13 protein-coding genes and 4 pseudogenes are annotated in these 14,851 nt (G+C 34.7%); 8 read left to right on the top strand and 9 right to left on the bottom strand.

Going from position 1 to position 14,851, the window contains the following annotated elements; genetic code table 11:
* Positions 1–159: 159 nt before the first annotated feature.
* Together AC3WVZ_RS29980 and AC3WVZ_RS29975 are read left to right on the top strand one after the other, a co-directional pair.
* On the top strand, positions 160–495 hold the full coding sequence (locus AC3WVZ_RS29980; protein ID WP_233936844.1) for a hypothetical protein: 336 nt from the start codon (positions 160–162) through the stop codon (positions 493–495).
* A gap of 191 nt (positions 496–686) precedes the next feature.
* Complete coding sequence (locus AC3WVZ_RS29975; RefSeq protein WP_233936843.1) at positions 687–962, top strand: hypothetical protein; 276 nt, start codon at positions 687–689, stop codon at positions 960–962.
* Positions 963–1,528: 566 nt separating this feature from the next.
* Here the strand turns inward: AC3WVZ_RS29975 and AC3WVZ_RS29970 are convergent.
* From AC3WVZ_RS29970 to AC3WVZ_RS29955, 4 genes are all read right to left on the bottom strand, one after another.
* Positions 1,529–1,750, bottom strand: a complete 222-nt coding sequence (locus AC3WVZ_RS29970) for a hypothetical protein (protein ID WP_233936842.1) — start codon at positions 1,748–1,750, stop codon at positions 1,529–1,531.
* 170 nt (positions 1,751–1,920) lie between these two features.
* Positions 1,921–2,043: a hypothetical protein gene (locus tag AC3WVZ_RS29965; RefSeq protein ID WP_492310910.1), complete on the bottom strand. Its 123-nt coding sequence runs from the start codon at positions 2,041–2,043 to the stop codon at positions 1,921–1,923.
* Positions 2,044–2,481: 438 nt separating this feature from the next.
* Positions 2,482–2,673 carry a hypothetical protein gene (locus AC3WVZ_RS29960; RefSeq protein ID WP_233936841.1) on the bottom strand — a complete coding sequence of 64 codons (192 nt, stop codon included), beginning with the start codon at positions 2,671–2,673 and terminating at the stop codon, positions 2,482–2,484.
* 133 nt (positions 2,674–2,806) lie between these two features.
* On the bottom strand, positions 2,807–2,950 hold the full coding sequence (locus tag AC3WVZ_RS29955; RefSeq protein ID WP_233936840.1) for a hypothetical protein: 144 nt from the start codon (positions 2,948–2,950) through the stop codon (positions 2,807–2,809).
* 866 nt (positions 2,951–3,816) lie between these two features.
* Here AC3WVZ_RS29955 and AC3WVZ_RS29950 point away from each other — a divergent pair.
* The 3 genes and pseudogenes from AC3WVZ_RS29950 (at position 3,817) to AC3WVZ_RS29940 (ending at position 5,987) form a co-directional block, all read left to right on the top strand.
* Entirely contained in the window at positions 3,817–4,281 is a 465-nt protein-coding gene (locus AC3WVZ_RS29950) for a hypothetical protein (RefSeq protein WP_078187235.1), read from the top strand.
* A 277-nt stretch (positions 4,282–4,558) separates the two neighbouring features.
* Positions 4,559–4,956: pseudogene (tnpA, locus tag AC3WVZ_RS29945) on the top strand (IS200/IS605 family transposase).
* A gap of 5 nt (positions 4,957–4,961) precedes the next feature.
* Positions 4,962–5,987 (top strand): annotated as a pseudogene (locus AC3WVZ_RS29940) (RNA-guided endonuclease InsQ/TnpB family protein).
* A 416-nt stretch (positions 5,988–6,403) separates the two neighbouring features.
* On the opposite strand, the gene AC3WVZ_RS29935 reads toward AC3WVZ_RS29940, so the two are convergent.
* The gene (locus AC3WVZ_RS29935; RefSeq protein WP_233936839.1) at positions 6,404–7,513 is read right to left on the bottom strand and encodes an acyltransferase family protein; all 1,110 of its coding nucleotides are present in this window, start codon (positions 7,511–7,513) and stop codon (positions 6,404–6,406) included.
* 112 nt (positions 7,514–7,625) lie between these two features.
* Positions 7,626–8,036: pseudogene (locus AC3WVZ_RS29930) on the bottom strand (RNA-guided endonuclease TnpB family protein); the annotation flags it as partial.
* 987 nt (positions 8,037–9,023) lie between these two features.
* Here AC3WVZ_RS29930 and tnpA (AC3WVZ_RS29925) point away from each other — a divergent pair.
* The 3 genes and pseudogenes from tnpA (AC3WVZ_RS29925) to AC3WVZ_RS29915 form a co-directional block, all read left to right on the top strand.
* Positions 9,024–9,413 (top strand): IS200/IS605 family transposase, encoded by a 390-nt coding sequence (tnpA, locus tag AC3WVZ_RS29925; RefSeq protein ID WP_233936838.1) that lies wholly within the window; start codon positions 9,024–9,026, stop codon positions 9,411–9,413.
* A complete protein-coding gene (locus AC3WVZ_RS29920; protein WP_492310909.1) occupies positions 9,397–9,633 on the top strand; it encodes a helix-turn-helix domain-containing protein in 237 nt (78 codons plus the stop codon). The genes tnpA (AC3WVZ_RS29925) and AC3WVZ_RS29920 overlap by 17 nt, the downstream gene beginning before the upstream one ends.
* Positions 9,634–10,373: 740 nt before the next feature.
* A pseudogene (locus tag AC3WVZ_RS29915) lies at positions 10,374–10,673 on the top strand (CAP domain-containing protein); the annotation flags it as partial.
* Positions 10,674–11,030: 357 nt separating this feature from the next.
* Here AC3WVZ_RS29915 and AC3WVZ_RS29910 read toward each other — a convergent pair.
* The 3 genes from AC3WVZ_RS29910 to AC3WVZ_RS29900 all read right to left on the bottom strand — a co-directional run bounded on the left by AC3WVZ_RS29910 (position 11,031) and on the right by AC3WVZ_RS29900 (position 14,746).
* Positions 11,031–12,422: an ETX/MTX2 family pore-forming toxin gene (locus AC3WVZ_RS29910; RefSeq protein ID WP_233936837.1), complete on the bottom strand. Its 1,392-nt coding sequence runs from the start codon at positions 12,420–12,422 to the stop codon at positions 11,031–11,033.
* 1,152 nt (positions 12,423–13,574) lie between these two features.
* The gene (locus AC3WVZ_RS29905; protein ID WP_078187180.1) at positions 13,575–13,793 is read right to left on the bottom strand and encodes a hypothetical protein; all 219 of its coding nucleotides are present in this window, start codon (positions 13,791–13,793) and stop codon (positions 13,575–13,577) included.
* Between the two features lie 683 nt (positions 13,794–14,476).
* Entirely contained in the window at positions 14,477–14,746 is a 270-nt protein-coding gene (locus AC3WVZ_RS29900) for a hypothetical protein (protein WP_233936835.1), read from the bottom strand.
* Positions 14,747–14,851: the final 105 nt, after the last annotated feature.

The following is a 14,851-nucleotide window of genomic DNA, read 5'->3' as shown; positions in this document are numbered from 1 at the left end:
CAAAACGAAATAACAAATTGAACAGTGACTTCCCACGATATATAATGAACATATACCATTCTTTTATTTAGTTCAGGGATTGGGAGAATAGTACGACCGTATATTCTCCTATTTCCTACTATATCTTCACACATAACATGTAAAGGGCGTGCTGTGTATATGATTTTCTTATATCGATTTGATGCAAAAGAGAATGGCATTCATTTTATTTTAAATGAACAAATTGCTGCGGATATGCTTCCACAATATGATGTATTATTGAAACCATTAGTGACATCTTTGGCTAAAACGTTGCAATTGTATTATTTACAGAGTCAACATGCCACCTTGTTAATGAGTAACATACGAGACAACGGTGAAATTGAAGTGATGTTAAGTCAAGAATTGGGTCAATATATAGATGGATATACCAAAGACCATATGATTTTGAAAAATGGAAAACGAATTGCAGATATTTTAATAGAGATTAAGAATACTCATACTGTATATCACTAAACTTATTATCCAAGTAAGATATATAAGTATTTTTAATCAAGGCGCTAACTTGAAAATGGGCATGAATGCAATGGAACAATCCAAATTCCAATTAAAAAGAAGAATTTGACAGATGTCCTTTTTCCTTATTAAAATAAAAAATACCCGTAAGATTGATACGCATAATGGTATAAGACAGGAGAGGAATCATAGTGAACAAATCATATGTTAGCGATTCTACACACTTATTACAGGAAATTGATCGAAAAATGAGTATAATCGGATCTACGCTTCAACAAATTTCTGAACCTTTGATTACAAAAGAAGTATATACGATTCATTATATGCTTTTAGAAGTGTCCAAATCATTGCTCACCTTACAACAAGACCCTAAGATGACAACACTCGCAAAAGAACTAAGTTTACAACTTCAAGACATACAAGAACAGTACAAGCAATTGTTTGCCAAGAAAGAAAAATACCCTTAATTTTCTGAATATTTAAAATATATACATATCCGTACTGGTTTTCCTTTCTTTTATTGTTCCAAAATATAGCGGATACCCAAAAATTACGTAATTAGGTGATTTTCTTTTGGATATTTATATTATTTTTATGCATACCATGGATAAATAGCTCTCTTTCGGTTAATTCCTCCCCTCCCACGAAGACCTTCTTCTCGTCCTTTTACCTCGTCTCATGTATCTCAAAGTACAAGATTACCACCTCCCATTTTATTACTTGATCACATGGAGTAAATTCATCCCTTTCTCCATTGAATATAGGACAAGCAATCTCACAAATTGTATATTACCAACATAACTATATGTCTCGACAATTTTAATTAAACTCTGCTCTTAGAATTAAGAAGAAAATTCCCACCCATTCTTCTGATTAAAGCACCTCAGATAGTGTACCTCCCTTTAGTAAAAAAACGAGTATATATTAGTAGTCTTTAATACATGAGAATAAGCACCTGTTTATTCTCATACTCACCCCAATAAAAATATAGTCTGACGTAAGAAAAGCACCCAAATGGATGCTAAATTAAATGTTACTCTAGCATTCGACTCGATCTACGAATCCGAGCAGAAGACACTTGTTGCACAGAAACGATGTGTTCTGGATTAATTACAATATCATTAAAACGTATCAAACCTTCCTTAAAACATCCATCTGGAGCAACTACTTTATCTAAAAATCTTTCCAGACTCATTTGAAAAATATGTACTTTTCCATCCATAAGACCAACATGGGTCGTAACTATTTTATCCATTTCAACTTCTCCCCATCCTCAGTTATTTTCCCTGTATTAAATAGCATCTTTCAAATCCTCCTGTAACGCCCTTCATGTTATGATAAAAACCAGTCAACATAATCCTTCCCTCGAAGAAGCTCATTATGTTTTTCAATATCTATTCACTCTCTACACAGCCAGGTTATGTATTAATTTGGCTGTGCTTTTTCTGGCGAATAAGAAAAACATTCTATCTCTTTTCTTCCTTTGAATGTTTCCGGACCCATTTTGCCACTCCCCCTAACGATTTCAACTTTCCCTTCCATATCCATACATCCACCTTTCTTTTTAACCGATCAAAAAAAGAGGGACTGAATTGTATATACTTTTCTTTATCCTTTTTCCACAACTCTTCCAAATTTGAGCACATGATATATTCTTTTGAATAGGGCGCCAAACGTTCCCCATATATCTTGTAATATTCAAAACGTTGTATATCAATTCCTAATTCCTTATAAGCTTTCAAATGTTCATGATACACACAATTATCCATAGGACATAGCTGTAACATATCAATTTTCATTTGTAAATCTGTGGATATAGTTTCCATATTCCAACACCCTTCTCGCTGTTTTCCACTAAAACAACATCCTAGTGGTACTTATCACATTTATATGTTCTTATTTGGTATATAAAACCAAAAAACAGTAAATAGTAAGAGTGGATGAAGAACTGACAATCAGATTTGTACATTGCAGGCCCCCAATTAGCTAATCTACTGCAATGTTTGAATACTTTCCATCACTCCATGAAGGGTGAGGAACATGTTGTATACTTCCTATTAAACCTAAACCATTATTTTCCTTTGTGGTAATAATACAACTGTTCCTTATTCCTTCACTTCTATAGGTATTCTCTATGCGTTGCAGATTGTACTCTATATCCCCTAACAATACATACATCTCTCACCACCTGAACACTTATCTTTACATTTGCAAAAGGTTATCTTTATCATTTTATATTTGCATACTGCCTGTTATAGTAAAAGTATCCTAACATTCCAAATGCCAATTGTGGTTACAACGGATTTTTTTCTTACCCTTTCTTAGCACAGCTACTCGTCTCCCGCGGATGATGTAGCTGTGTATTTTTTTCCCTACTTATTTTCTGTTCTACTTGCCCTTGGAAAAGGTTATTTTTATCATTATCTATACTTTCGTTTCCTGCTATAGTAAACATAGGTTAAACCTCTCTTGCTAATCAGGCTAAGATATATTTACCCTTTATGTCTCACCCTAAGCACAGTTGCTTGTCGTCCACAGATGATAATTGCAGCTGTGCTTTTCATTTCTTTTTACTCCTACGATTATCATCGATTCCCTCCATTGCTTGAGCGCTATGTTATCCTGCAACCTATTGAGAATATACAGGAGTATATGTAAGAGTGGAATAAGGTAACGTAACAAGCATTAGCGAACATTATCTGTACATAAAAAAGGAAGCCTCTTCAATTTAGAAGATCTTCCTAATTAAAAGTACATATTTGCATTATTTATAGATGTCACCACGATTTCCACCAATAGCTTGTATATATGGCTTTCTCATCAAAATGTATTTCCATTGAACTATCCCCACTTTCACTTCGTTTGGAAAAGGAAAATCCCCAAGTAAAGCGTTCTAATGAACTCTAATTTATTAGGTTATCTCCGCTGTCCTTGCGGTTAAAAACCCTATCGCTTTATTTTATTGATTAGAGTCGTTTGTGTTTGACTTGGATAGACACGAAATGTATATGTCTAATAATTCAGAGGGCTTCTTACCATTCCTTGCTGGAAGCCAATTCATCTCCCTCCGACCCAATTCGTCTTCACTAAGGAATGAGAATTCTTTCCGGCAATACGTTAAATACAGTACTGCCTAAAAAAAACATTCATATATATTTATGGGATATATTTTGAAATCTATAGAGTATCAACGACTATTAGAAGCTAGTTGTTCCACTTTTATTAGCTTTTTACAAAGTTATTAAAAATATAATAAGAATACAAAAAATCTACATTTTAATGAATCTGCAATATTAAGATATACAAAGGAGGTAACTATCTGTGAACCACCAAGATAATAGTAACTCAAAAATTCACAAGCCCTGTTCTTGTCCATCACCCACGGCTAACAGTTTAAATGTTGTTCAAACTACCCCAACGATAGTGGCTGTAAATTCTGCGATTCCACTCGATACAGTCGTACATTCTAACGGTACAGCGATTTCATTTACACCACCAACAACAGTATTGCTTGAAGGAGGGAGAAATTACTTAGCAATATATGAAGTAGCAGTTTATATTGAAGCAGGAGGGCATTATGCAGGTATCACTATGCGACTTAATGATAATGTAATCGTTGGCTCAGCTACTTCTCTAGGGTATACTGCAGGGTTTACTTCTGTATCAGCACCCGCAATTTTCACTACACCTTCAGGTGTAACAAGTACCCTTACTGTTAATGTAGGACCGTACTCTGATCCATTAAATACTTGGGGATTAACCCTTACAATTGTAGCACTAACATAATCAAATCTTATTCTTTCTCAAGTTATTCCCCTTGTATTTTGTGGTTAACCTATAAATTTGATATTTCATCATCAAACACTTGCCTGCGGTATATTTTATTACAGCCCTTCCCGAACGAGAAAGCCCATCGTCTTTCGGCATGGGATGAAAGTGAGGTTGGATACGGAGTGCTACCAAAAAAAAACGTAAGGTTTGTGGCACTTTAAGTATCCAAAATGTTGGTATTATTTTTTATCTTTTTGCATCAGTTCTATATTCTAACTGATACAACATGAACGTGATATATAATTATAGAAAAACCAAAACAACTGTTTCATTCACTACCATTTTGTGTTTTGCCCACGATACAGAAGAAAGCTTTTTCTTCACACAAAAGTAGAAGAACGTTTCAAAGAGTTGGTCCAAGAGGTATGTAACGAACTGGATATTGTTATTGTCGCAATGGCATGTGACAAAGACTACGTTCATTTGTTCTTGCATACACTTCCAACACGCAGTCCTGCTGATACAATGGCGAAAATCGAAGGAGTGACATCAAAGCGTTTCAGAGAAGAGTTCCCTCATCTCGCGCACTTGCCAAGTCTGTGGACTCGTTCCTAGTTTGTTTCTACTGCTGGGTATGTACCAAGTGAGACAATACAACAGTATGTTGAAAATCAAAAAAAGAGGGGGTGAAACTTGTGCCACAAACCATCACAGTGAAAGTTAAATTGCTTCCAACAAAACAACAAATCAAGCTATTGAAACAAAGTAGTTCTGATTCTATTCAACTCATCCATACACTGGTATCTGAAATGGTTGAAGCACAGAAAAGCACGAAGAAAAGTACAAAGGATATGGAGGCCAATCTCCCAAGTGCGGTGAAAAAGAGTGCATACAAAATCGTTCCGATTTTAAAAAGACCAGTTTGTGTGTGGAATAACCAAAACGATTCCTTTGACTATACGCACTTTTCCATCCCGTTCATGATAAAAGGCAAGTCAACACGTTTACAGGTTCGTACTTTATGAATCGACAAACATAATCACAACTTCGACTTGTTGAAACACAAGTTAGGTACCCTTCGTATCACAAAGAAATCTGGTAAATGGATCGCTCAGATATCTGTCACGGTCCCTACAATAGAAAAAACAGGAACGAAAATTCTAGGAGTAGACTTAGGCCTCAAAGTTCCTGCGGTAGCCATCACAGACGATGATACAGTTCGTTTCTTTGGAAACGGTAGGAAAAACAAATACATGAAACGTAAGTTTCGTAGTGTTCGTAAGAAGTTAGGAGAAACGAAGAAACTGAATGCCCTTCGACAACTTGATGATAAGGAAGAAAGGTGGATGCAAGACCACAAAGTAAGTCGTGAAATCGTCGATTTCGCAACGAATCATACGATCTCTGTCATTCGATTAGAGCAATTAACGAACATCAGAAAGACGGCACGAACAAGCCGTAAAAACGAGAAAAATCTACACACTTGGTCATTCTTTCGCCTAGCGCAATTCATCGCGTACAAAGCGAAAGTAGTTGGTATACAGGTTGAATATGTGAATCCTGCTTATACAAGTCAAACGTGTCCAAAATGCATGGAGAAAAACAAGGCGAAAGATAGAAAATATAAGTGTCCATGCGGATTTGAGAAACACCGCGATATCGTTGGAGCGATGAATATTCGCTACGCAACTGTGGTTGGCGGTAATAGTCAATCAGCCTAAGAACCTATATGGTCTGTCTTAGGAGGGATGATGACACACCCTCATCTTGAAGGCTGTTCAAAACAGAAATGGACTGCGAACGTTTCGTCATTCAGGAATCCCATCCGTTACACCGTAAGGTGTAGGACTTGCGGCTTTAGCCATGGGAGTGTCAACAGTACAAAGTGTTACTGTAAAAGAAACACTGAATATTTATTACTATCTAATTTCACTGCACTATAACCTATCTGTATGCACAGACAGGTTATAGTGCAGTGATCAGATAACTACAAATACTTTGGCTAATACCAACCAAGATGCATCTCCCACCAATTATTGGGCTACGCCCTTCACACGCTTGAGGAAGGAAAAGGCTTTTAGGGAAGAGTAAAAAACTCAAAAATAAGATTGCATCTCCATTTGTAAATGGGTTCATCTTAATTATTTTTATACTTCAAAGGAACACGGACTTTGCCGACCAAATATTTCCCCCACCAATATTTATGGCACAAAAGTACAATACATACTGGGATTCCGATTCCTAATATCTGCATACTCACTATATACCATAAAGTAGATAGTTGAAACCTATATATGTATATCGCAACATACTTTTGAACAAGCGGATGCAACAAATATATCCCGTAAGAACAAGAACATACCAACTTTATAGAATATGGCGTATCAATCCAATATCGAGAAAAAAGAAATAATCCAATAAATATAAAAACAGTATAGAGAACTACATCATACCTTGCAGAACTAACCATATGAATTATACCGTTATAAAAAAGGATATGTACCACACAAAAAGTAATAAATAAATTTAAATACATATATTTTCTATATCGATAAATGAAACTGCGAAATTGATCGATATTTTTTCCTGCATAAAAGGCCATTGTAAAATAAAATAACCATCCTAAAAAAGGAATTCTAAGCAAAATCTCCCAGCTATACTTAGAAGAAGGTACATTAGGTACGTATAAATCAAACATCAACCAATACCCCATGCTTAATAAACCTGTATACGTAAGTAAAATGGCGGGATTGCTATCATAAAAATATTTAACAAAAAAGATATGAAGAAGGTACATTTGGCAAATGATTAAAACAAAATAACCATGCCATTGACCAATTAAATATAATCTCCATATTTCAAAAAATCCCTGATTAATATTTGATGTAGAAAAAGTCTTATCTATTGCATAAATAATGCTCATAATGAAATACGGAACAATAATAAACTTTATTTTCCTCCATAAAAACCCCTTAGGGATACAATTTTTAGTGGAATGAGCTGTTATCATTTCCGACACCAGGACAAATAAAGGGGTTGCGAACATCAAAGATAACTGTATAACCATTAACATATGATTGAGTTCTTGGTTCCATACCTCTCGTCCATATATTGTTCGGTGAAGAGTATGAATCATTACAACACTAAAACAAGCAATGAAACGTATAAAATCTAATTCTTTAATTTGATTGCTAGATATATAAACACCTCCTAGGAAACGTTTCCCCTCTATCCTTTCCTTTTTCAATTAGCTTTTTTCTTATCAGTTAGCGCCAATAAACAGTTTATACACTTGAAATCTTACCCTTGATAGGATAAAGATGCGTCATCACCCCTCCTAAGACAGACCATATAGGTTCTTAGGCTGATTGACTGTTACCTCCAACCACAGTTGCGTAGCGAATATTCATCGCTCCAACGATATCGCGATGTTTCTCAAATCCACATTGGCACTTGTATTTTCTATCTTGTGCCTTGTTCTTCTTCGTTCATTTGGGACATGTTTGACTTGTATAGGCAGGATTCACATATTCAACCTATATACCGACTACTTTCGTTTTGTACTCGATAAATTGTGCTAGGCGAAAGAATGACCAAGTGTGTAGATTCTTTTCATTTTTATGGCTTGTTCTTGTCGTCTGTCTGATGTTCGTTAGTTGTTCTAACCGAATGACAGAAATCGTATGATTCGTTGCGAAATCGACAATTTCATGACTTATTTTGTGGTCTTGTATCCACCTTTGTTCCTTATCATCCAGTTGTCGAAGGGCTGTAAACTAATAATGACGAATTCTTCAAAATAGACATTTTATTTACATACATTATATGTAATTTGTAATTCCTAAGTTTTAGGATCGAAAACACTATTAGCAAACTCATAGTCACTATACCCTAGTAATAACCTTGAACTATCCCCCTTTTCACTTCCTTTAGAAGTGGAGATTCCTAAATAAAAAGTTCTAATGCACTCTAATTTATTGAGCTAACGCCGCAAGACTTGCGGTGAGAAGACTTATCGATTCATTCTTTAGATTACTATTTGTTTTCCTATCTCTATCAGTCACATCGTGGTTTTGATGACTTCGTAATCTTTTTCCAGCACTTGTTATGTATTCATGAATGCTAACTACTTTTATTCGCTGTGTATGCCAGCCAGTATATCCTTTTATTTTTCCAGAAATAACACGCTGTACTTTCGCTAACTTCTCTTCTCATGACCGAAAAAACTTCGAGTTTTGATAGGTTGATCCATCTGATAAAATGGTGGGATTTTTCCGTCCCACATCCACCTCTATGTAAAAATGTGACTTCAGAAGTTTAGTTTTTATCTTCCTAAACTCTCCTTTTATTTTTCCTCAACATAAGTTGGTGTAGACAATAGTACCCTGTGCATTATTTTATTTAATTTCATAAAATGATTCCTCCCAAAGTTATTTTTAATTGACTAGCTAAAGATAACGAATCTAAAAGATCTTAACAAATATAAAAATAACCTTAGTAAAAGGTCACTTTTAATGATAGTGCAAAAATCTAACACTTGTACAACGAGTTTTTAACGCACGATCCGAAAGAATTCTCCTTCCTCAATCGTGTGAAGGGCGCGAGACCAACGGTAAGGGAGATGAATTTCGGTTTGGCGTAGCCAAAAAGAACTTGACTTGGCTTTTTATTTTTTTGTTTTGATATAATTAGTCTTATCAAGATAAAAGGTTGATATATCAATGAAATGAGATCGTAATCATCATGCAGTATTCTGATTGCATGATCATCTTGTATTAATTGTAAAATATAAAAGAAATGTATTTGATGATACTATATCAAACTATGTAACAGACATGTTTGTACGACTGTCTGAAACATACAATGTAACTTTAGTCGAATGGCATCATGGTGTAGACCATGTTCCTATTCTGTTCAAGGCACATCTCAATACAGAAATGACAAAGTTTATTCAGGCTTATAAAAGTGCAAGGTCTCGACTCATTAAGAGAGATTTTCCGCAAGTAAAAAAGAAACGGTGGAAAGAAATATTTTGGTCAAGAAGTTTCTGTTTAGTGACTACTGGTGACGCAACACTAGATGTAGTTAAAAAGGAGATTGAAAATCAAGGTGAAAAGTGCGGTGGAGGTCATGTTGAAAGCATATAAGTATCATATCTATCCGAATGATGAACAACGATTATTTTTCGCAAAAACATTTGGTTGCGTTCGTTTTGTATATAACAAAATGCTTGCAGATAGAATGAGTTCGTATCAAGAATCCCAAACATGCATAGATACATCCATCAAATATCCTACACCTGCACAATATAAAACTGATTTTCTTTTTCTAAGGGAAGTTGATAGCTTGGTAAATATAGATAACTAACAAAAGTATCTAGTTCCCAAGAAGCCCCCACTTCAAACAGTTTGTTAGGACGTTAAGTGGCGGATAATTCACATCTTAATCATACTGATACTATTACTCTATACAAAGTCTGGCTATTAGTATGAATCGGGAATATTTGTTTACATAGTGATAATACCTGTCAGATTTTATATGTCTAACAATGAAGCGAAACCATTCATGTTATATAAAAAAAGAGAAGCGAACTTCCAAACTTCTCTTTTCGACACGTAAAGATTTACAGCAGTTACTCAGAACCTCTTAAACGCTAACTAAAGTTTGAAAACGAGCCTATATTTTTTCAAACTTTATAACAGAACTTTTTCACACGAAATATATAGGATAGAGAAACATAGAAAGCAACACAGATATTCCGAATGTTTGCCGTATTTCAGGACAAATATACGGTTTAATAACAATCAAATGCATTATAGCGTTTTTTAAATTTATTAAAAGAGTTTATTTATATGAATCCTATACTTGCGTTACTTTTAGAAGTTGGGGGTACTTGCGGTCCCGTCCACTACCGCTGCTGAGTTAGATGCTTTGGTTCTTTTATTATCTTAATTTCAAACTACTTTTGTATAAAAATTATTTTTATAAACATTAACAATGCATATTTTTTGTATACATTTTAACATCATTTGAAGTATACCCCAGAACCGTCAGCCAGGTTGTCAAAAACAACTATTAACACTTTGTATAGAAAGGACACACATCATGAAACAACATCTTCAAGAGAGTTCGAACAACGCGCCATTGAATTAACAAACACTGAGCGTGCAAAACAATAACTACTTTAATCATAACAGCCCTACATATGCATCTCCATTTGATATGATGAATAAATTTGGTTTTCTTTGCAAGGGAAAACATTACTCAAGGCCCAACGTATACCTCAAGAAGTAGGGCACGCCTGGATGAATAGTGCTGGACACCGTACAAACATCCTACATAACGGCTTCACTCACATTGGTCTTGGCTATGGGATGCAAGTGAGATTCGATACAGAACGCTGCTAAAAGATCGTAAGGTGTAAGACTTGCGGATTTAGCCATGAGAGCGTCAAAAAAAACAAAATAAACATGTAATTTTACGAATAAAAAATCAAACGAACATGTAACAACGATACCGCATCACACACTACATATTAGCGGATATTATTATTTGTATACAAAAATAGAAAATTATTCAATTTATGGTGCCCAACATACCATCAGCACAATCTTTTTTATTTTCATTGTCATTATTTTTCTTGCCAAGTTATTAACTTGTATCTTTAAACAAAGATTCCCCAAATAAATTAGCTTACAAATTTATTTGGGGAACCTTATATAATAATTTGGTTTGGTTTTATTTCTATACACAATCTTTTTTCATTATTTTAATAATTGAGCACGTTTTTCAGGGTTTTGGTAATCTGTTAAAGACATTTGAACTTTCGGTTTATTTGGATCACTTGGTATAAATTCAATTTTTGCGTCAGCTTTAAATCCTAATTTTCCTGTAAAGGTAGATGTAATTGGTTGCTTTAAAATGACTCTTTTATTTACATTATCTAATTCTATATAATTTGGTAATCCACTATAAGCTTGATTTGTAAGCGCTTTTTTAAATACATCATAAATATCCAATTTTTCTTTTACATTTCTAGGATCATCCGCTCGGCCGTTCCAATGCCCCTCTTCTCCAGGATACGTAAAGTACTGCTCGGTATCTATTGTGCCAGTCAGATAACCGCTTCCTTCCGTTTTCCCAGAAAATTCAACCCGTTGTACTTTTCCTAGATAGTGTGTCGTTCCATGCGGTGCCGCTACAATCGTTTGAGAAGGTAGGGTAATTTCTTCTGTATGAATGGTTGTATTCGAACTTGTATGACTATAAGAGAATTCAGTAGTAGATTGACCTGCCCCTCCTATATCTGGAATCGCCACGTTTGCAGTGAATGTATGATCCAATTCTATGCCTAATTTTGCTCCTTCTATATTAGAATAAGTAAAGGAATCTGTATTAGTAATCGTTTTAGACGGTGTTACGTGTGTTTGGTTTAAATCTGTCGTATTTTCATAAGTAGCCTCTTGTGTCTCGTCCGCTGTTGTTATATCTTTTGTTTCTGTAGCAGTTACGTCTTTAAAATTTTCCAAAGAAGGTGTAACATCAATCGTTGCTGGATTTGTAAGATGGCCTGGAAGATAACTTTTTCTACTGCCATCAGATTGTGGTTCTGGTGGCATGTATTCATTTGCTGTTATAAGATCTCTTTTAAATTGTTCCATATCAATAGCCGGTACCGAATCTGTGTTAGTACTTGTATCCGTTCCTGCTTTTATATCCGCACTCGCACCTGTATCCGTCCCTGCTTTTATATCCGTACTCGTACTTGTATCCGTCCCTGCTTTTATATCCGTACTCGCACTTGTATCCGTCCCTACTTTTATATCCGTACTCGTACTTGTATCCGTCCCTGCTTTTATATCCGTACTCGCACTTGTATCCGTCCCTGCTTTTATATCCGTGCTAGCACTTGTATCTGTTCCCGCTTTTGTATCTGTACTCGCACTTATGCCAGCTGCTGCTTTGTTTTTTGATTTTTTTGGAGAATGTGTTTTACTATCAGCACCTATTTTAGAGTGCATACGATGTGTTAGGTTGGTTTTGGCATGGGGAAGTCCGTTCGTTTCAGCTGCAAAAGAAGTAATTGGCAGAATGCTACCTATCGTTAACACACTAACTACTGGAATAACGACTGAAAATTTGTTAGGTTTTTTCATTCATAACGCCTCCTCGGCTACTTTTTTGTGGCTGTTTTACTTTGATAATTTAAATATACCAGCGTCTTCAGTAAAAAATATACCATGTAACAAGTCGGCTTAGAGGCCCGTATACATCGCTTGTGTTACTACTCTCAAATTTCAAATGTATTGGTACATCATTTTGTTGCATCCTTTGTCTCTTGTTATACATAGAAAAGTAGGATAAATCATTGTACTATTCCAGAGTAATTAACATATGAGTACCTATTCAGTACTATATTTGGCAACATCGTATGTATTTATGGTTTTAATTTTTTGCAGTGATTCCTTTCCTATTTTCTGTCTGTATTTTGAGAAATTTCCGTAAACAGATCAGAGTATTTTTAATTCCTGTAACACTACTTGCAACAAGCAGATTACCTAAACGTTCTAGATACGTTCTCTTTATTTTTTGGTCTACCTAAAAAAGTTTTTCTAATTTTTTTCTGAGCGTTATCTAAAAGACAACAGCACTTTCTCCATATATTTCTATATGCATGATCACGTACCGTCGATATTAACCTTGTTAGTATCGATACATTCGTTTGTACAAGACCTTTTTGCTTCGCCCCGTCAAAATGCCGTTTAATAGAATTCATGCGCCGGTTAATGCTAGCAGGTTTAATAATCTTGTCATTTGCATATGTTCTTGATATCGGGCAATAGTACGGGCGGTACTTGTATGTGGATAAAAAAGAGTATCCTCAGATTGTTTTCTACACACCTTTTCAAACCAGAATACAAAATCTTTTAAATCACTCATAATGAGAACATCATATACATACCATTGGAAATCGTGGTGACATCTATAAATGGAACTTACATGTATTTGTAAAAAGGAAGATTCTTCAATTCAGAAGATCTTCCTTTTTTATAGCGCATAATATCCGCTAATAATTGTTACTCAATATATAGTATCGACATGGGATACCTTACCTATGTGCTAGGGGATTTAAACATTATCCTGGAAACAATCTAGCAGGGGCTAGTATTTACAATCTATAGTAATTGATCTTTTATTTAGGGACAGCTGGATAAATATAGAACACTAATAAACGTATCTAGTTCCCAAAAAGCCACCACTTCAAACAGCCCGTTAGGACGTTAAGTTGTGGGTAAGTTCACTATCTGTCAACTTTCACCTAATAAATCTTGAATAATTTTGTGAATTCCACTTCTTCCCGCCTCTATCATTTGTGCGAGTGTTATATCCTCATTTAATATCTCTTCAAGTTCTATCTCTAATTGTTCAAATGTAAATTCATTTATCAACGTCTCAAGTTCTACTTTCCCCAATGATGCCATAAATGTAGTAACAATCATTGCCCTCTCAAGCTGAGTTAATTCCATTCTCTCTCCTCCTTAATTATACGCACCTTTTTGGTATCGAAAACCAAAATATGTACATACTACAAGTGGATGAAAAAATATACACTGTAATCTATACATGAAATGATCCCAATTAGCTATTCTATTTCTTTAAAATGTATAAACATGTATATGCTTCATCCGTTCAATCATTTCTCGAAGGATAAGGAGCGCGTTTGTTATTCAGAATAACGATCAAACCATTACTTTCTTTTGTTGCAGTCATACAGCCGCCCGTTTTCCTTTGCTTGTAGGTTCTTTCTCTATCCAAAATACAATATAACCCTTCTCATACTAATTCTTTTATTTTACTCCAGTAGAAATTCGTAACAAATAAATTTAATTTTATTGGTATAAAAAACCAAAATATGTTGCATATTAATAATGAGCGAAGAACATACGTAAAGATTTATACTTAAATAAATCTCTTTTTTTGTATCCTACACCTATACTCTATGTACAAAGATCATATGTTCTCGTTCAACTTTTCCATTTAAACGGATGATGAGCGCTTATATCTCATTCATAAAGTTCCTCTTTATCGTATATAGTCGCTCTTCATCCGCTTTTATTATAACCTTTCCCCATATATCATGGGGGCATTTTATTAGGTTAGTTTCTCCTTACTAATATAAATAAAAGCATCCAAATGGATACTTTTAGCCCTAATCTTGATTTATTTTTTCACTTCTAAATATTAATGGAATATTGGGTTGCATTTTTACATTGAATTCCTCAATTATTACTATGTATAAGGAATTTAAAGCCACTTGCAGTTCCTTTCCTGTTTCTACATCTATATGAGGAACTAAAATCCATGTATTAAACAATTCTCTTTCTCCATTAACTAGCTTTTTTCCAATTAGTTCATTAAAACGAAGCGGTACCATATATTCTTTCCCATTTGATAAAATAATTTTGGAATAGCAATCCATACATATCCCCACCCCATATTTTGTAAAGTTAACCAATGCATCGGTCTTTTGTATATTGGTCTTCTAGATTTTGAATCGATAAGATAAAATCGTCAATCATAAGAA

The sequence above is a fragment of the Bacillus sp. CPT56D-587-MTF genome (assembly GCF_058792335.1).
The sequence above is the reverse complement of the archived record's forward strand: the minus strand, read 5'-3'. Positions and strand labels throughout refer to the sequence as shown.